This window comes from Heliomicrobium sulfidophilum, assembly GCF_057715735.1.
The window spans coordinates 2,217,836-2,234,494 of the sequence record NZ_JBVTZZ010000005.1 but is presented as its reverse complement, the minus strand read 5'-3'; the positions used below and the strand labels follow the sequence as shown (position 1 = coordinate 2,234,494).

At 57.8% G+C, this 16,659-nt stretch carries 16 protein-coding genes and 1 riboswitch; of the genes, 6 read left to right on the top strand and 10 right to left on the bottom strand.

All coding sequences use genetic code 11. The annotated features are described in order from the left end of the window. Positions 1–209: 209 nt before the first annotated feature. Entirely contained in the window at positions 210–722 is a 513-nt protein-coding gene (locus AC0CW1_RS16280; RefSeq protein ID WP_488184041.1) for a YbaK/EbsC family protein, read from the bottom strand. A 370-nt stretch (positions 723–1,092) separates the two neighbouring features. Between AC0CW1_RS16280 and AC0CW1_RS16275 the strand changes: the two genes are divergently transcribed. The 3 genes from AC0CW1_RS16275 to AC0CW1_RS16265 are packed head-to-tail and all read left to right on the top strand — an operon-like array spanning position 1,093 to position 3,579. Beyond that, positions 1,093–1,329 carry a FeoA family protein gene (locus AC0CW1_RS16275; RefSeq protein ID WP_488184040.1) on the top strand — a complete coding sequence of 79 codons (237 nt, stop codon included), beginning with the start codon at positions 1,093–1,095 and terminating at the stop codon, positions 1,327–1,329. Between the two features lie 22 nt (positions 1,330–1,351). Further along, positions 1,352–2,164 carry a FeoB small GTPase domain-containing protein gene (locus AC0CW1_RS16270; RefSeq protein ID WP_488184039.1) on the top strand — a complete coding sequence of 271 codons (813 nt, stop codon included), beginning with the start codon at positions 1,352–1,354 and terminating at the stop codon, positions 2,162–2,164. Continuing rightward, positions 2,152–3,579, top strand: a complete 1,428-nt coding sequence (locus AC0CW1_RS16265; RefSeq protein ID WP_488184038.1) for a nucleoside recognition domain-containing protein — start codon at positions 2,152–2,154, stop codon at positions 3,577–3,579. Before AC0CW1_RS16270 ends, AC0CW1_RS16265 begins: the two co-directional genes overlap by 13 nt. Positions 3,580–3,650: 71 nt before the next feature. Here AC0CW1_RS16265 and AC0CW1_RS16260 read toward each other — a convergent pair whose 3' ends face one another. After that, entirely contained in the window at positions 3,651–4,658 is a 1,008-nt protein-coding gene (locus AC0CW1_RS16260) for an MBL fold metallo-hydrolase (protein WP_488184037.1), read from the bottom strand. 323 nt (positions 4,659–4,981) lie between these two features. Between AC0CW1_RS16260 and AC0CW1_RS16255 the strand changes: the two genes are divergently transcribed. Next, a complete protein-coding gene (locus AC0CW1_RS16255; RefSeq protein WP_488184036.1) occupies positions 4,982–5,476 on the top strand; it encodes an N-acetyltransferase family protein in 495 nt (164 codons plus the stop codon). A gap of 130 nt (positions 5,477–5,606) precedes the next feature. Here the strand turns inward: AC0CW1_RS16255 and AC0CW1_RS16250 are convergent, their stop codons facing one another. From AC0CW1_RS16250 to AC0CW1_RS16235, 4 genes are all read right to left on the bottom strand, one after another. Further along, positions 5,607–7,283 carry an AMP-binding protein gene (locus AC0CW1_RS16250; protein ID WP_488184035.1) on the bottom strand — a complete coding sequence of 559 codons (1,677 nt, stop codon included), beginning with the start codon at positions 7,281–7,283 and terminating at the stop codon, positions 5,607–5,609. A 268-nt stretch (positions 7,284–7,551) separates the two neighbouring features. Then, a complete protein-coding gene (locus AC0CW1_RS16245) occupies positions 7,552–7,848 on the bottom strand; it encodes a hypothetical protein (protein WP_488184034.1) in 297 nt (98 codons plus the stop codon). A 258-nt stretch (positions 7,849–8,106) separates the two neighbouring features. Then, positions 8,107–9,282 carry a homoserine O-acetyltransferase MetX gene (gene metX / locus AC0CW1_RS16240; protein WP_488184033.1) on the bottom strand — a complete coding sequence of 392 codons (1,176 nt, stop codon included), beginning with the start codon at positions 9,280–9,282 and terminating at the stop codon, positions 8,107–8,109. Positions 9,283–9,297: 15 nt separating this feature from the next. Then, a complete protein-coding gene (locus AC0CW1_RS16235; protein WP_488184032.1) occupies positions 9,298–10,593 on the bottom strand; it encodes a homocysteine synthase in 1,296 nt (431 codons plus the stop codon). 108 nt (positions 10,594–10,701) lie between these two features. Beyond that, positions 10,702–10,824: riboswitch (SAM riboswitch) on the bottom strand. A 251-nt stretch (positions 10,825–11,075) separates the two neighbouring features. Between AC0CW1_RS16235 and AC0CW1_RS16230 the strand changes: the two genes are divergently transcribed. Then, a complete protein-coding gene (locus tag AC0CW1_RS16230) occupies positions 11,076–12,002 on the top strand; it encodes a ComEC/Rec2 family competence protein (protein WP_488184031.1) in 927 nt (308 codons plus the stop codon). A 235-nt stretch (positions 12,003–12,237) separates the two neighbouring features. Here AC0CW1_RS16230 and AC0CW1_RS16225 read toward each other — a convergent pair whose 3' ends face one another. Continuing rightward, entirely contained in the window at positions 12,238–12,642 is a 405-nt protein-coding gene (locus AC0CW1_RS16225; protein WP_488184030.1) for a hypothetical protein, read from the bottom strand. Positions 12,643–12,685: 43 nt separating this feature from the next. Between AC0CW1_RS16225 and AC0CW1_RS16220 the strand changes: the two genes are divergently transcribed. Then, positions 12,686–13,396 (top strand): VanW family protein, encoded by a 711-nt coding sequence (locus AC0CW1_RS16220; protein WP_488184029.1) that lies wholly within the window; start codon positions 12,686–12,688, stop codon positions 13,394–13,396. A gap of 3 nt (positions 13,397–13,399) precedes the next feature. On the opposite strand, the gene AC0CW1_RS16215 is transcribed toward AC0CW1_RS16220, so the two are convergent. From AC0CW1_RS16215 to trmL, 3 genes are all read right to left on the bottom strand, one after another. Continuing rightward, a complete protein-coding gene (locus AC0CW1_RS16215; RefSeq protein ID WP_488184028.1) occupies positions 13,400–14,254 on the bottom strand; it encodes an MTAP family purine nucleoside phosphorylase in 855 nt (284 codons plus the stop codon). 320 nt (positions 14,255–14,574) lie between these two features. Continuing rightward, positions 14,575–15,675: a 6-phosphofructokinase gene (locus AC0CW1_RS16210; protein WP_488184027.1), complete on the bottom strand. Its 1,101-nt coding sequence runs from the start codon at positions 15,673–15,675 to the stop codon at positions 14,575–14,577. Positions 15,676–15,722: 47 nt separating this feature from the next. Continuing rightward, positions 15,723–16,184 (bottom strand): tRNA (uridine(34)/cytosine(34)/5-carboxymethylaminomethyluridine(34)-2'-O)-methyltransferase TrmL, encoded by a 462-nt coding sequence (gene trmL / locus AC0CW1_RS16205; RefSeq protein WP_488184026.1) that lies wholly within the window; start codon positions 16,182–16,184, stop codon positions 15,723–15,725. Positions 16,185–16,659 lie beyond the last annotated feature (475 nt).

The following is a 16,659-nucleotide window of genomic DNA, read 5'->3' as shown; positions in this document are numbered from 1 at the left end:
AAGTAAACTATCGCTGTTAGAAGAAATCGAACACTTCCCCAAACTGCTTGCGTCGGGGCCACTGGGGTATATTGTTAGTAAAGGACGTATTGAGCGCGCGCTCCATCAGGAGGGAGGAAACGGTAAACCAACAGAAAATTTGAGGCGGCCAAAGGCCGCCTCAGACTGTCAACAAAAAGTACGTTGTCGGCAGTCTTTTTTTATTTTTTCTATTTCAAAGACGATCGCTCAGGATACTCCGCCAAATCGGCCACTTCCCCGCCCGTCGTCATCACAAGCTGGTCCACAGTGATCGGCAAGGCCGAATTGGCCGTACCGGCGGCGATGTAGACGACAGGGAAGCGGCGGAGGCTCTCATCGATGAAGATGCGCATCGGCGCCGGCAGGGCGAAGGGGCAGACGCCGCCGGCCCGGAAGCCGGTGAGGGCGAAGGCCTTATCCGGGTCGACAAACTTGGGCCGACCGCCGGCGAGCGATTTCAGCTTTTTTAGGTCTACCCGGACATCGCCGCTGGTGACGACGAGGACGGGATCTTCTTTGATCGTAAAGCAGATGGTTTTTGCGATGGCGCCGACCTCGACGCCGACGGCCTCGGCAGCCAGTTGGGCGCTCGAAGTGGATACTTCAAAGAGCATGGGCTTGAGGCCCAATTGGAACGGCTCCAGGTATCGGCAAACCCGCTCCAGGGCATCCCTTTGCGGTTCCGGGGCAAGGACAGACATGAGACAGCCTCCTACCTTTCAGCAAGGTCATCCCTTTTAGGATATCGACTCCATTATAGGAAAAAAACCGCCCTTCGTCCAACGGGCCGCTATGAATTGCCAGGCTGGGCCAAGCACCATTGGGGCTTCATCCCATAATTTAAAGCAGGCTAAGAAAATTAGCTGCGTGAAACTCTGGTCTTCGGCCCCTGTGAATCCTGCTATCACCACCAGCATCGCCTGCAGCAATGCCCGTTTGGCACCGGGCTGAACGACCATACCTGATGACAGTATCTCCGGTGAACCGATGCTGGTGAAAGGGCTTCCGGCGACGTAACCGGGCCGCAGCAGTTCGGAGGACGTTTGACATTCACGAAGGAGGAGAAATGACATGGGCATTCCCTTTCCTCTCTCCAAAGCCCCTGTCGGACACAAGGTGCGCGTCACCGATCTCCAACTGGAAGGCTTCCAGCGGCGGCGCATGCTTGACATTGGCCTGGTTCCGGGAACAGAAGTGAAGGTCATCCGCCGGAGTCCCATCGGCGACCCGACAGCCTATCTCGTCCGTGGCGCCATTATTGGCTTGCGCAGAGACGAGGCGTCCAAGGTGCTGGTGGATGAACAATAGCTGTAAAGGAGAGAAACAGGGGATGGAAAACTGCTGTCAAGCCTGCGTCGGCCGTTCCTTGTCCGCTGATGTGATGATGCGCAGCCGGTATAATGTTCGGCAAGAGACAGAACGGGAAAAGGTGATCGCCCTGGCCGGCAATCCCAATGTGGGCAAGACGACCGTCTTCAACAGCCTGACTGGCATGCGCCAGCACACGGGAAACTGGCCAGGCAAAACGGTCACCCAAGCCCAGGGCCGCTTTTCCCACCGCGACCAGCCTTTTTTGCTCGTCGACCTGCCGGGAACCTACTCCCTTCTCGCCCACTCCGCCGATGAACAGGTGGCCCGCGATTTTCTTTGTTTCGGTCAGCCTGACGCAACCCTCGTCATCATCGACGCCACCTGTCTTGCCCGCAATTTGAACCTGGCGCTGCAGGTGATGGAAATCACCAACAGGGTGGTCGTCTGTGTCAACCTGCTCGATGAGGCGGAAAGCAAAGGGATCCGGATCGACCTGGAGGCCCTCTCGAAAAAGCTAGGGGTGCCTGTCATTGGCACGGCGGCACGTTCGGGAAGGGGCATGGAAGCGTTGAAAGAGGCCCTTTTCTGTGTGGCAACAGGGGAGGTGGAACCAAGTCCCATTGCAGTGGACTATGATGAGGAAGTTTGCTCCGCCATGGAACAACTGCTGCCCCGGATCGGAATGCTGCTGCAAGGTTTGCCTCACCTGAACCCGCGGTGGGTGGCCATGCGGCTCCTCGACGGTGACGAACAATTCCTCGATTCCCTTGCCGAATACAACGGCGCCTGTCAGACGGCGGCGAAGGGGGAGGCGGTCTTATGTCCTCAGTGACGCTGTCCGGTTCCTCTCCAACATCCCTTCCTGAGGAGAAAGGTCGCCTCCGCGCCCTGGCCCAGGAGGCGCGGCAGACCTTCGGTCCCGCCCTGGCCGATCGCATCGTCGGCAATATCTACCGTCAGGCCGAGTCGATTGCCGACGAGGTGGTGCAGGCCGCGCCGCAAGGGGGAAGGTCCTGGGATCGCCGGCTCGATGATCTCCTGACCTCGCGCTGGTTGGGATATCCGGTCATGCTGGCCATATTGACCGTCGTTTTCTGGCTGACCGTCGAAGGGGCCAACATCCCCTCGGCGATGATCGCCTCTGCCCTCTTTGCCGGTCAGGAGTGGCTGGCGGAACTCTTCATGGCAGCCCAAGCGCCCCTCTGGCTGAAGGGAATCCTCGTCGACGGCGTCTACCGCTGCCTGGCCTGGGTCGTCTCGGTCATGCTGCCGCCGATGGCCATCTTCTTTCCTCTCTTTACCCTCCTGGAAGACCTGGGTTACCTGCCTCGGGTGGCCTTCAACATGGATCGTCTCTTCAAAATGGCCGGCGCCCATGGCAAGCAGTCCCTGACGATGAGCATGGGCTTTGGCTGCAACGCCGCCGGCGTCGTCGCCTGCCGCATCATCGACTCGCCGCGCGAAAAGATCATCGCCGCCCTGACGAACAACTTCGTCCCCTGCAACGGCCGCTTTCCCACCTTGATCGCCATTGCTGGGATCGTCACCGGCGGCTACCTGGGGACGACCTTCGGCGAGGGAATGGGCGCCCTGATGGTGGCCGGTCTGGTGGTACTGGGCATCGCCGTCACCCTGATCGTCTCCTGGGCATTGTCGAAAACGCTGCTAAAAGGCGAAGCCTCCTCCTTCTCGCTGGAACTGCCGCCCTTTCGCAAACCCCAGGTGGGCCGGGTAATCATCACGTCCATCTTTGACCGGACCCTCTTCGTCCTATGGCGGGCCGTCAAGGTGGCGGCGCCAGTCGGCGCCGTCATCTGGCTGCTGGCCAACATCCCCGCCGGGGAACAGAGCCTGCTGGCGGCCGTAGCCGGATTCTTCGACCCCCTTGGCCGTGCGCTGGGTATGGACGGCTACATCCTCCTCGCCTTCCTCCTCGGACTGCCGGCCAATGAGATCGTCCTGCCGATTCTGGTCATGGGCTACCTGGCCCAGGGCAGCCTCGTCGAGATGGAAGAGGTCAGCGAATTGGCCACGCTTTTCGTCGATCACGGCTGGACCTGGTTGACCGCCGTCAACGTGATGCTCTTCTCGCTCCTGCACTTCCCTTGCGCCACCACGCTCTTGACCATGCGCAAAGAGACAGGGACCTGGCGTTGGCCCCTCCTTTCGCTCGTCATGAATACGGTCCTGGCGATGGCGGTCTGTTTTGCCGTGGCGCAGGCGGCGATTGGGCTCGGCCTCATCTAAAGGGGCACCAACTCATGTATCTTTCAGCATGTCTTTTTCCTACGTGAGCATGCCCGGCATAATGGTGGCGCCTATGTAAACAACAGGTTCAGCGCCTTGACCGGATCCAGCTGTTTTTCACCAGCTTGCCTGCTGTCGCCGGCAACCTCATACATGTGCCTGACCTGTCCCCCACACTTTGAACGCACCAGCCCCGCCCGCTCCAGCAGGTCCAGGCAGCCGAGGGTCTTGCTCATCACCATATAGGGCTGGCTCTCGATCTGCCGGGGATAGAGGCGAGCGGCGATCTCGCGCAGGTTCGAGGTTCCCTGTTCCATCACGATAGCATGGACCTCCAGCGCTTTTTGCCGGTAGTGGTCGACAGTGGCGTTCAGTTCCGCCGCCAGATCGGCGACAGGGTTGCCGTGGCCGGGATAAAGGACCGCCGCATCGAGATGACGCAAACGGTTGAGGCTCTTCAGGTACATGGGCAGCGTAGGCACCCGTTCCCCTTCCACATGGTAAATGAACGGATTGGGCGCCAGCCCGGGAATGACCGTATCGCCGGTGAAGAGCCAGCGATTTTTCTTTTCCCAGAGCGCCACATGGCCCAACGAGTGGCCCGGGATGGCGACCACCTCGAATTGGAGACTGCCCGTCTCAATGATCTCTCCTGCCTCCAGCGGTAGAAAGGTCACGCCAGCAGGGCGGTACTTCTCGGGAACCCAGTGATCGGTGTCAAACTGTTTGGAATCCCAGCTAGGAGGCAGGTCCCAGCCGTCAAAAAAGCCAATCGCCTTTTCGCTGCTCAGGCGCAATGTGTATAGGTCAAGCGGATGCAAGCGCACCGGGATGGCCGCCTCCTTGGCCAAAACCTGGGCCAGGCCGACATGGTCCGGATGAAAATGAGTCACCACGATCTCTTGGAGGGATGTGACGGGACAGCCCAATTCCTGCAATCGTTCCGTCAGGATGGTGTAGGCCTCCCGAGTCGGCGGGCCGGCATCGATCAGCATGGGCCGTTCGTCATCGACAAAAAAGACATTCACATCGCCAACCGGATAGGGGGTAGGCAAGGTGATGGGGACGATCCGCGCCATAGGACAATCACTCCTTATAAGAATCGAAAACAGCATCTCGAAAAGCGAGTGTTTGAGAGAGGCCTCCCCAAAAGCCTACCACATCCGATGCGGTCTCGTCGACCAAGTCCTTTGCACTAGGCATAGATGTTACAGCCTAACAGGATGAACCGATGCGGTTTGGTTCAGCCGTAGATTCGGCCATTCGGTTGATTGATCCTAGGTTGTCCGACTGAGCGTGGCATCATGATCGGTTTTTTCGACCTACGCCACATCAACGAAAGCTCTGGTATAATGATCTTTATGTTAGGCTAAGGACCAATTGAAAAGCAGGAGTGAAGACCATGCTGTTGCGCGACGCTTTAGAGTCGGATCTGCCGTCCATTGTCGCCATCTACAACTCCACCATCGCCAGCCGGATGGTGACAGCCGATACAACGCCGGTTTCTGTCGAAAGCCGCCTCCCCTGGTTTCGCGACCACTATCCCAACGGGCGCCCCCTCTGGGTGCTGGAAATGGACGGGGGCATCGCCGGTTGGCTCAGCTTCCAGTCTTTTTACGGCCGCCCGGCCTATGACGGGACCGTCGAGGTGAGCATCTACGTCGCTGAGACCTTCCGTGGCAAAGGGATCGGCCGCTTCCTGCTGCAACGTTCCATCGAGGCGGCGCCGGCCATGCACGTACATACCTTGCTCGGTTTTATCTTCGCCCACAACCTGCCGAGCCTCGGCCTTTTCGAGGCCCTCGGTTTTGCGCGCTGGGGCCACCTGCCCCGTGTGGCGATTCTTGATGGCGTGGAACGGGATTTGGTGATTTGCGGGCGGCGCGTTACGGAGTGACGTGCCCTCGGCGGTTCATCAATATCATGACAAATCGTGAAACAAAAAGATCATCGCTGTGCCTCGATGATCTTTAGAAAAAGCCATTTTTTACGTCCGATTTCTCTTTCGAATTTTTCCTATCTGACGATCATGCCGTCTCAATCTTCGCCGCGTCCTCCAAACCCAGTTCCTTGACGAAAACCTCCTGCAGCTTGAACTTCTGGATCTTGCCGGAGGCAGTCATCGGGAAGTGGTCGACGAAGCGGACATATTTGGGAATCTTGTAACGGGCGATCTTGCCGCGGCAGTAGTTGCGGACCTCCTCCTCCGTCAACTTTTCGCCCTCCTTAAGGATGACACAAGCCAGAGCTTCTTCGCCGTACTTCGGATCAGGGACGCCGACAACCTGCACATCCTTCACCTTCGGGTGGGTGAAAAGGAACTCCTCCACTTCGCGGGGATAGATGTTTTCGCCGCCACGGATGATCATGTCCTTGGCCCGGCCGGTGATCCGGCAGTAGCCCTCGTCATCCATGGTGGCCAAATCGCCCGTATGCAGCCACCCGTCGGCGTCAATGGCCGCTTCGGTCGCCTCAGCGTTGTTGTAGTAGCCTTTCATGGTGCCGAAACCGCGCGCGCACAACTCGCCCTGAGTTCCGCGGGGGATTTCCAGTCCCGTGTCGGGGTGAACGATCTTCACCTCCACATGGGGGAGGGCTTTGCCCACGGTGCAGACACGGCGCTCTAAGCTGTCATCGGTGCGCGTCTGGGTGATGACCGGCGAAAACTCTGTCTGGCCGTAGGCGATGGTGATCTCGCCGATGCCCATCCGGTCGACGACCTTGCGCATCACCTCAATGGGACAGGGCGAGCCGGCCATGATGCCTGTCCGCAAAGAGGTCAGGTCATACGTGGAAAAATCGGGATGGTCCAACTCGGCGATGAACATGGTGGGCACGCCGTAGAGAACGGTGCAGCGCTCCTGCTGGACCGCTTCCAAGACGCCCTTGGGTGTGAAGTACTCCAGCGGCACCATGGTGGCCCCTTTACAGACACAAGCGAGGGAACTCATAACACATCCGAAACAGTGGAAGAGCGGCACGGGAAAGCAGAGCCGGTCTTCATGGGTCCATTTCTGGCAATCGGCCACCATGTTGGCGTTATTGATGATGTTGGCATGGCTGAGCATGACCCCTTTGGGAAAGCCCGTCGTCCCGGAGGTGTACTGCATGTTGATGACCTCGTCGAAATGGAGGCTGCCCTGGCGTTCGGCCAGTTCCTCGTCAGAGACGTTGCGGCCCCTATCGATGAGATCCTGCCAACTGAACATGCCGGGATGCTTCGCCTGGGGATCGCGGCCGACAAAGATGATGTTTTTCAGTTTGGGCAGCCAGCGGACACTCAACTGACCGGGTTCAGATTCGCGCAAGGGCGGACAGAGTTCGTTGATGATCTCGACAAAATTGTTATCCCGGAACCCGTCGATCAGGATCAGGGTGGTGGCGTCGGACTGGCGGAGCAGGTACTCCAATTCAAAGGAGCGGTAGTTGGTGTTCACCGTCACCAAGACGGCGCCCATTTTGGCGCTGCCAAACTGGGTGTAGATCCATTCGGGATAGTTGGTCGCCCAGAGGGCGATATGCTCCCCTTTTTGCACGCCTAAGGCCATGAGCCCCTTGGCCACCTCATCGGCCTTCTCACGGAACTGGGCGTAGGTCAGGCGAAGGTTGCGGTCATCGGTGTAGACCAGAGCTTCCTTTTCGGGATAGCGGGACGCTGTCTGATCCAACAGGTCCCCAATGGTGGTGTGCAGCAATTCGGACAACTTCGTCACTCCTCGATTCGCGATCCGTTCCTCATACTCCCGAAAAGGGTGTAGAAAAAAGCCAGGGTTCCACAGGGAATCCTGGTCTGAAACGGTCTTCCTATTCGCGAACGAGGCAATAAAATCCTTCGCATGCGCAAATGTTTTTTATGTTTTATTCAATCTATTTATAAGGTTACCTTCCATCATGTTTCGTCGATGCGCTCACCCGCTCGTCGCCGATCGTTCCGTTTCAACGGATTTTTCTATTGATTGCAGGAATTGTCATTTAATACTTCCGCGCACCATCCGAAATGCGGCTCAGCCAAAGGGCAAGCACCAGCAGGTACCCGAAGAAGTAGACATAAGCGTAGCGTTCGGGGATGACGGGACCTGCCAAGAACAGCAACAGCGAGACGGCGCCGATGGCGATGAACTGGTTGGACACCCATTGGATGAGCCCCTCTTTGTTGCTGGCATCGTCATAGCCGGACAGCCACTCCACCGTCATTCCTTTTTTGAGGGCGAAGCCCCAGGCAAAAAAGACGATCATGTTGAAGAGCGGGAGCAGGATGTTGACTTTCATGGCCTTTCCTCCCTTCCCAAAAACAAAAGGGCGCCCTGCGGCGCCCTTTCCTGCTGGTGTACTGCTTCGATGACTGCTTCGTTGATTTCCGTCTGCATAACAGGTTCCGCTTGAATCATTGCCGCATACCCTTATATGCTTGCCGAGAAAGGGCAACGTTTTACCTAACATCACCTGTTGCCTGTATCTCTCTGATCGCATGTTGCGCAAAAAGTGATGTTCCTTCGGTATCGCATCGATTCTTCGCTTGGGAGTGCATCACAGTCGTCTCTTTTCCGCAATGCCATTGACAAAAGACGCCACGACGGGCCGCATCCGCTCGAACTCGATCAGGAAGGCGTCATGACCGTGGGGGCTTTTCAGTTCCCAATAGTCGGCGTCACAGCCGGCTTTTTTCATGATCTCAGCCATCTCGATCATATAGACGGGCGGGTAGAGCCAGTCGGAATCGACGCCGATGAAGAGCGTCCTGGCGGCGATGGAGGCGATGGCCTTTTCGTAGCCGCCACGACCGCGGCCCACATCGAGCAGGTCCATGGCCTTGCAGAGGTAGATGTAGCTGTTGGCGTCGAAGCGCTGTACCAGCTTGTCGCCCTGGTAGTGCAGGTAACTCTCGATTTCGAAGCGGTTGTCAAAATCAAAATATGCCCTGGGCTGGTTGTTCGTCATCCGCCGGCCGAAACGGGCAGTGAAGAGTTCGTCGCTCCGGTAGGTGACCATGCCGAGCATCCGAGCAATGGCGAGGCCCTGGGCCGGTCCCTTCCCAGGCGCGTAGTCGCCGCCTTTCCACTCGGGGTCGAGCATGATCGTCTGGCGCATGATTTCGTTGAAGGCGATGCCCATGGCCGTCATCCTCCCGGCCGTGGCGATAGGCAGCAGGCCGTCCATCATCTCCGGGTAGGTCACTCCCCACTCCAGCACCTGCATGCCGCCCATGGAACCGCCGGCGACGAGGAGCAGCCGCTCGATGCCCAGGTGATCGACGAGCGCCTTTTGCACCCGCACCATGTCCCGGATGGTGTAGACGGGAAAGTCCATCCCGTAGGGCCGTCCCGTCGCCGCGTTGACACTGGCCGGTCCTGTCGTTCCCCGGCATCCGCCAAGCACGTTGGAACAGATGATGAAAAAGCGGTTTGTGTCAAAGGGCTTGCCCGGGCCGATCAGGTCGTCCCACCAGCCCGGCGCCTTGTCAGCCAGTTGGTTTTTGCCGGCGGCGTGGTGGTCCCCCGTCAGGGCGTGAGCGATCAGGATGGCGTTGGAACGCTCCCGGTTCAGGACGCCGTAGGTCTCATAGACCACCGTGATGGGGCCGAACCGGCTGCCCGATTCCAGCACAAAGGCGTCGGACCCCTCGGCAAAGGTGAACGTTTGGGGTTGGACGATCAGATCCCAGTTTCTCATCAACCCCCGGTTGGCAACGGCCCCAGTGCTCATTCGGATCCCGCCTTCTTATGCCCGGCCTTCAGCGGCCCGCAGCGCCTGATCAAGGTCTTCTATCAGATCATCCGGATCTTCAAGGCCGATGGAGAGGCGCACCAGATCGGGGCTGACGCCGGCGGCGCGCAAAGCCTCCTCAGAGAGCTGGCTGTGGGTCGTCGACGCCGGGTGGATGACGAGAGACTTGGCGTCGCCCACATTGGCCAGATGGGAGAAAATCTGTAAGCTGTCGATAAAACGGCGGCCGGCTTCGACACCGCCTTTGATCCCGAAGGTAAAGATGGCGCCGGCGCCTTTGGGCAGGTATTTTTTCGCCAGAACGCAAGAGGCGTGGTCATCACATTCGGGGTAGGAGACCCAGCCCACCAGGGGGTGGTTGCGCAGGAAATCGACGATGCGGCGGGTGTTGCTCACATGGCGCTCCATCCGCAGCGAGAGGGTCTCCACTCCCTGGAGCAGCAGGAAGGAGTTAAAGGGGCTGATGCAGTTGCCCATGTCGCGCAGGAGCTGCACCCGAGCCTTGACGACGAAGGCCGCCGCTCCGATATCCTTGGCGTAGACGATGCCATGGTAGCTCGGGTCAGGGTGGGTAAAGCCGGGGAACTTTTCGTTCTGGGCCCAGTCAAACTTGCCTGAATCGACAATGACGCCGCCGATGGAGGTGCCATGGCCGCCGATGAACTTGGTGGCTGAGTAGACGACGATGTCGGCGCCGAAGTCGATGGGTCGGCAGAGGGCTGGTGTGCCGAAGGTGTTGTCGACGATGAGGGGGATGCCGGCTTCATGGGCGATGGCGGCGACTCCCTCGATGTCCAGCACATCGCACTTAGGGTTGCCGATAGTTTCGCCGTAAATCGCTTTTGTCTTTTCATTGATGGCGGCCCGGAAATTGTCAAGGTTCGAGGGATCGACGAAACGAACCTTGACGCCAAGCCGCGGCAGCGTGTGGGTGAAGAGATTGTATGTCCCGCCGTAGAGGCTCGTAGAAGCGACGATCTCGTCTCCGGTGGCGCATATGTTCAGGATCGACAAGGTGATGGCCGACTGGCCGGAGGAGAGGGCCAGGGCGCCGACGCCGCCGTCGAGGGCGGCGAGCCGTTTCTCCAGCACGTCCGTCGTCGGGTTGTCGATGCGGGTGTAGATGTGGCCGGGCTCTTTTAAGGCGAAGAGGTTAGCGGCATGCTCCACATCGCGAAAAGCATAGGATGTGGTCTGGTAAATCGGAACCGCCCGGGAAAGGGTGTCCTGGTCCGGCACATGGCCTTCGTGCAGGGCGATCGTGTCAAAGCGCCATTTTTTCTCTGTCATGGCTATGCTCCCTTCTTGTCTTTTCATCATGTAAAAACACCCTTCAAGCGGGAAAAGGGGCGGGATGCAAAAACCCCCTACGCAGACGCAGGGGGTATACTTCTATCCGCCTCATCTGCCAGAACGGGTCTCCGTCCTGAAGGAATTGGCACCATGTCGCATCAGTTCCCACCGCTGCGACGGGTTGCCGGGTTTCATCGGGCCCTTTCCCTCCACCTCTCTGGATGAGTGTATTCAATTACAGGCCAAGCCCCCATAGGGCAAGCGCTTGGAGATTATTGTACCTGTGACAGCCTTCGCCGTCAATTGAAAAAAAGAAAGGTAACGGAAAATTTACGCTTGGCGGCTTAGCGCCTTATCGCCCAAAAAGCTGGTGTTCTTTTACAAACGGATCCGCCCGCCGACCTCTTGCCCCTGCCCTCTCATGAAGGGAATAGCTCATCGCCGTGGAATTAGACAAAAAAACAAAAGGAGGCCTTCTGTTGCACCATCGATGGTTTAAACCGCTCTTCCTGTCACTGTTTCCGTTGCTGCTGGCCCTTATCCTTGCGCTCACAGGCTGTTCCAAATCGGCGCCCAACGCCAACGCTCCTGGTTCAGCAGGATCGCCATCCACTTCAACCGCCTCATCGCAACCGGCCGCCCAGGGCGTATTGAAAGTCCATTTCATCGATGTGGGACAGGCTGATTCCATCTTGCTCCAGTCTCCCGGCGGGCGTTTCGTCCTTGTCGACGGCGGCAATGTGGACGATGGTCGGCTGGTTCTCGAGTACCTGAAGCGTCAAGGGGTCAAGGAACTGGCCGCCGTCGTGGCGACTCACCCCCATGAGGACCATATCGGAGGACTGGACAAGGTCATCAAAAGCTTCCCTGTGGGACAGGTCTATATGCCGAAGGCCACGACGACCACAAAAACCTTTGAGTACTTCATTAACGCCGTCAAGGCAAGCGGCGCCAAACGTGTCGAGGCCAAAGGCGGCGTGAAACTCGATGCGCCTGATTTTAACGGCGCCTTCCTGGCTCCCAACGAGGCAAACTATGAGGAACTGAACGATTACAGCGCCGTCCTCAAAGTCACCTACGGCAAGGTGTCCTTCCTGCTGACGGGAGACGCCGAAGCGCAATCGGAAGGGGAAATGCTGGCGCGCGGCTATGACCTGAAAGCCGACGTGCTGAAGGTCGGCCATCATGGGAGCTCAAGTTCCACAACAACCTCCTTCTTGAAGGCTGTATCACCCAAATACGCCTTTATTCCTGTAGGCGAAGGCAACGACTACGGCCATCCCCATAAAAAAATCCTCGACAGACTGACCAAGGCCAATGTACAAGTCTTCCGGGCCGACAAACATGGCGCTGTGGTAGCGACCTGTGATGGGGAAAGGGTCACCTTTGAACCGGAAAAAAGGTAAATGAAGCAAAATACGTTGAAGGCGTATTCACGATCTGAGTCGGGAGCAACTCCCGGCTCATTTTTTGTTTTCACGATTCTAATCCCGCACCGATATGAATAAAAAAGTGTAGTAGGTTATTTTTTCCATTTTTCAATGGCATCTGGTAGGCCTATTTTTTCGGAGGTGATTTTTTGATTCAAGGTGGCTCTTTGAAAGGTCCTATTCGTTCCTGCTTGCTGGCCCTTGCCTTGGTTCAGGTCTTCGCTTGCAGTGACGCGGAAGCGGTTTCATCGCAAAAGGCATTCGCTCCGCAGCCATTTATCGCCGTCACCGCCACAGGGACAACACCCGGCAAGGCGTCCACCTCGACTGGCGCGGCAATCCCCGCCATATCGTCGCCCTTTGGTTCTACCTCACAATCGACGTCTAGCACCACGGGCACGTCGGGGACGATGGCCACCCCTGCCGGGACCTCAGCCGTGGCGACACCGACCGCGCCAGCAACACCGGTTCTGGAAAGGCCCTCTCTGTCAACGCCACCCAGCACGATGCCATCAACACTGCCACAACCGTCAACAGTGCAGACACCGCCACAACCATCAACATCGCAGTCACCGGCAACACCGCCCGATGCGTCAGTAGCGCCAGCACCTGGCACGGTTCCTGCAGTCCCGCCCGTTACCGTACCTGTTGCCCCCCTTTTGTCGGGAGGAACGATCACCCTGCATATCGGGGAAGAGACCTTTGCCTTCGTCCCCGGAAGAGAGATTGGCGGCGTAGAAGCCGGTAAATGGACCTACATACCCTCAAAGGACCCCAAAGAAGCGCGCATTGCCGCCGTTCTTTTTGCCGATTCTCTCCCGACCCATATCCGGGTTCGCGAAGGCGCTGTGGACATGATCACGGAAGCCTTGACTGCGGCGAGCGACGCCGAAATCGCCATCCCCTCCTGGCGCCTCGCCTCCGATGTGCTGCTTTCGATGGAGCACGTGAGCGTGGCCGGAGGTAAGAACGCCTCGGTAGCCCTTGACCACATCGACGGTTACGTGCTGCAGCCTCATCAGGTCTTTTCTTTTAATCAGGCTGTCGGCCCCCGTAAGGCGCAGAACGGTTTTGGTCCCGGCAAGGTCCTTATCGGCAATCAATACTACACCGACATGGGCGGCGGCGTCTGCTTCTCATCCACCATCGTCCATCAGGCTGTCGTCCATGCCGATGAACAAAGCGGCCTGAAAGTGGTCGAACGGCACCGGCACACCCGTCAACCGCCCTACGTGGAACCAGGCGGCGACGCCACCGTTTATTACGGCGTCATGGACTATAAATTCCGCAACGGCAACCATATGCTCGCCATCGAGAAAGTGAAGACTGACGATGGGATGGGCCTCCGCTTCTGGCGGGCCGTGAACTAATTGTTACTCGCTCCGATCGCGCAACAGCGTCGTCTTTCGCAAGGTGGCGCACTCGCAGCCGAGATGGGCTTCTCCTTGTTTTTCCGGCAACATTTCCAGGGCCATGAGCAACCGTCGCGCCGCCGGCTCTGATTCCTCATAGAAGATGTCCTTCAGTTCCTGATGGGACCAGTCGGTGATCACCCCTTCAGCGTAGTTGACCACCAGTTCAAGGCGGGCATAGCAGGCGCCGATCTCCCGGGCCAGATAGACCTCCGGCGCGACGCTCTGGCCGATGACATCGCCGCCGGCGATGCGGAAAAAGCGCACCTCCGCCGGGCTCTCAAAATGGCGGCCATCGGTGACGACGTAGTTGGAGCGGTCGAAGACGCGCCCTTTGCCGGGCAGCGCCTCGGAAGCTTTGATGAAGGCGCGGCGCAGGACCGGGCAGAAGGGCTGGCGCATGATGCAAAGGGTCGGTGTTCCCAGATCGACATCCTTGCGCAGGGAAAAGTCGATGTAATCGTGAGGGATGACAAGGTCGCGCGGGCGCAGCAGTTCATTGATCGCCCCGACGCCGCCCTCGGAGAGGATCTGTTTGACGCCGGCTTGCTGGAAGACCCAGAAGATCTGCCGCGAGGCGTCGGCCCGTTTCACCGCCGGACGCCAGCCGTGCATGACACAGGTCAGGGCGCGCCGTCCTTTCAATTCAAAGTAGACAAAAGCGGGGCTAGGGCCGAAGGGCGTTTCCCACCCCGGGTAGGTCTCCAACACCGTCAGGCCGGGATAGTTGAGGGCCTCGGGAAAGCGCAACGAATTGGTGCTTGAACCGCCGATGATGGCAAACTGGGCGGCTGGGATGGACGCAGGAGAATGCATCAGCGATAACCTCCATGGATCTGTTTTACCTGTTGTTTCGTCTGTGTTTCGTCTGTGTTTCGTCTGTGTTTCGTCTGTTGATTGTCTGTTGCACGTCTGCTGTTTCTCAGTTCTAAGTCGTGTCGTTTTCAAGTTTCACCGAAAAGCCGTCGAACTATTGGGCGGCAAGGCAAGAGCCGGGCATAAGCCCGGCTTGCGCTGTTTTCAAAACACCTATGTTTTACCTGGACTTAGATTGCTTTATCAAATTGCTGACTATGGACTGTCTCTGCGACTGTATTGCAGCGATGACACCCGGTTTTTTTCGGCGATATTACCGATTAATCGCCAAAAGAGATCCCGACAGCCTTCGCCGTCTGGACGAGTTGACCAGCCGGATTGACCTGCTTGGCAGTGCCGACAGCCTCTTCCAGGGGTACCGGCAGGATCTTCGGCGTTCGCAAGGCCACCATTTTGCCGAAGTCACCGCTCATGATCGCATCAACGGCGGCAGAACCATAGCGGGTGCCTAAGATGCGGTCCTCAGCCGTCGGCGAGCCGCCCCGCTGGACATGGCCGAGAACGGTGACGCGCGTCTCCATGCCCGTGCACATTTCCAGCTTCTGGGCCACCACATGGCCGATACCACCCAGGCGGACCGGGTCGTGGCTCTGGGCGACCATCTTTTGCACGACCATCTCGCCGCCGATTTCCTTGGCTCCTTCGGCAATGACGACGATGGAGAACTTGCGTCCCCGCTCGGCCCGGGCACGGATATGGTCGCAGACCTTGCCGAGATCGAAGGGGATTTCCGGCACTAAAATCACGTCCGCCCCGCCGGCCAAGCCCGAATAGAGGGCGATCCAGCCGGCGTAGCGGCCCATCACTTCGAGGATCATGATCCGGTGGTGAGACTCGGCGGTCGTATGGAGCTTGTCGATGGCCTCGGTGGCCGTCGTGACGGCCGAATCAAAGCCGAAGGTGACATCGGTGGCCGAGAGGTCGTTGTCGATCGTCTTGGGAACACCGACGACAGGGATGCCTTTATTATGAAATTCCAGGGCGATGGACAAGCTGCCGTCGCCGCCGATGATGACCAATGCGTCGATGCCCCGCTTTTTCATGTTGGCAATGCACTGCTCCGAGCGGTCTTCAAAAGTCAGCTTGCCCTCTTTTTCGACAGCGTAGCGAAAGGGGTTGTCCCGGTTGGTCGTCCCCAGGATGGTGCCACCCCGGTGCAGGATGCCGGACACACTCGATTCAGTGAGCGGTTCCATGACGTCATTGACGAGGCCGTAAAAACCGTCGATGATGCCGACAACCTCCAGGTCGTAGCGCCGAATGGCCGTTTTGACAACGGCGCGGATGACCGCGTTCAATCCCGGACAATCGCCGCCGCCGGTCAACACACCGATGCGCTTGATCTGGCTTTGCATCCACATACCCCTTTCTTCATTCCGGTTCCCCGAATCACAAGGATAAGCTCCCTTTACACCAGTCCCACAAACCCGTTTTGGCGCAACCCCTCGAAGACGACGACGGAGACCGCATTGGACAGGTTCAGCGATCGGGCGTCCGCCACCAGCGGGATGCGCACCACCTGATCGGGCCGTTCCTTCAGGATCTCATCGGGCAGCCCCTTCGTCTCCTTGCCAAAAACGAAAAAATCGCCAGGCCGGTAGGTGAACTTATGGTAGGCCTTTTTCCCTTTGGTGCTCAAAAGGAAGAGATTGGCCTGCCGGTGCTTTTCCAAAAAGGCGGCCCAGTTTTCGTGGACATGGACCTTAACCAGGTGCCAGTAGTCCAGTCCGGCCCGTTTGAGTTGCTTGTCGTCGATGGAAAACCCGAGGGGCTTGATCAGGTGCAGTTCGCAGCCCGTTCCGGCGCAAAGCCGGGCCACATTGCCCGTGTTCGGGGGGATTTCCGGTTCTACCAGTACGATGTGAAACAATGTTGTCGACACTCCATCTGCCTTGGTAAATTGGGAAATAGTGCCCATCAGGCACTGAATAACAGTTCTCCCCGTTTTGTGAAAAATCCTTCCTGCTGGTTGGTTTGGGGGTTCCCTGTTTGTTATATTCTCGCAACAATGCTGTCTGAACCAAATTCCTTGCAACCTGTGTCTTCTCGTTGTCCTATCGTTTACTGTACGGCGTCGAATATACGCGTTGCGTCCTTATCTGTACATTGACGGCAACACCGTTAACGCGTATAAGAGAATTGAGACAAGGATAGACGTTAATAAATAATTTATGACGTACCGAGCGCTAATCTTAAATACCGCGATGATGAGGACTACAGGGAATAATATCAAACTGTAAACGATATAGAGTAACCCAAAGTAGAGTTCAAGCCCCTTGCCTCTATCCCATAATAAAAAAAGATTCATTAGAAAGACAAAAATAAATGGGGCAAATGCCATTTTT

Bases quoted from the DNA above. Each gene is read 5' to 3' on its own strand.
- AC0CW1_RS16265 (WP_488184038.1), top strand. From the start codon at position 2,152: ATGTCCTCAGTGACGCTGTCCGGTTCCTCTCCAACATCCCTTCCTGAG.
- AC0CW1_RS16255 (WP_488184036.1), top strand. From the start codon at position 4,982: ATGCTGTTGCGCGACGCTTTAGAGTCGGATCTGCCGTCCATTGTCGCC.
- metX (WP_488184033.1), bottom strand. From the start codon at position 9,282: ATGAGCACTGGGGCCGTTGCCAACCGGGGGTTGATGAGAAACTGGGAT.
- AC0CW1_RS16260 (WP_488184037.1), bottom strand. From the start codon at position 4,658: ATGGCGCGGATCGTCCCCATCACCTTGCCTACCCCCTATCCGGTTGGC.
- AC0CW1_RS16270 (WP_488184039.1), top strand. From the start codon at position 1,352: ATGGAAAACTGCTGTCAAGCCTGCGTCGGCCGTTCCTTGTCCGCTGAT.
- AC0CW1_RS16275 (WP_488184040.1), top strand. From the start codon at position 1,093: ATGGGCATTCCCTTTCCTCTCTCCAAAGCCCCTGTCGGACACAAGGTG.
- AC0CW1_RS16210 (WP_488184027.1), bottom strand. From the start codon at position 15,675: ATGTGGATGCAAAGCCAGATCAAGCGCATCGGTGTGTTGACCGGCGGC.
- AC0CW1_RS16215 (WP_488184028.1), bottom strand. From the start codon at position 14,254: ATGCATTCTCCTGCGTCCATCCCAGCCGCCCAGTTTGCCATCATCGGC.
- AC0CW1_RS16245 (WP_488184034.1), bottom strand. From the start codon at position 7,848: ATGAAAGTCAACATCCTGCTCCCGCTCTTCAACATGATCGTCTTTTTT.
- AC0CW1_RS16280 (WP_488184041.1), bottom strand. From the start codon at position 722: ATGTCTGTCCTTGCCCCGGAACCGCAAAGGGATGCCCTGGAGCGGGTT.
- AC0CW1_RS16235 (WP_488184032.1), bottom strand. From the start codon at position 10,593: ATGACAGAGAAAAAATGGCGCTTTGACACGATCGCCCTGCACGAAGGC.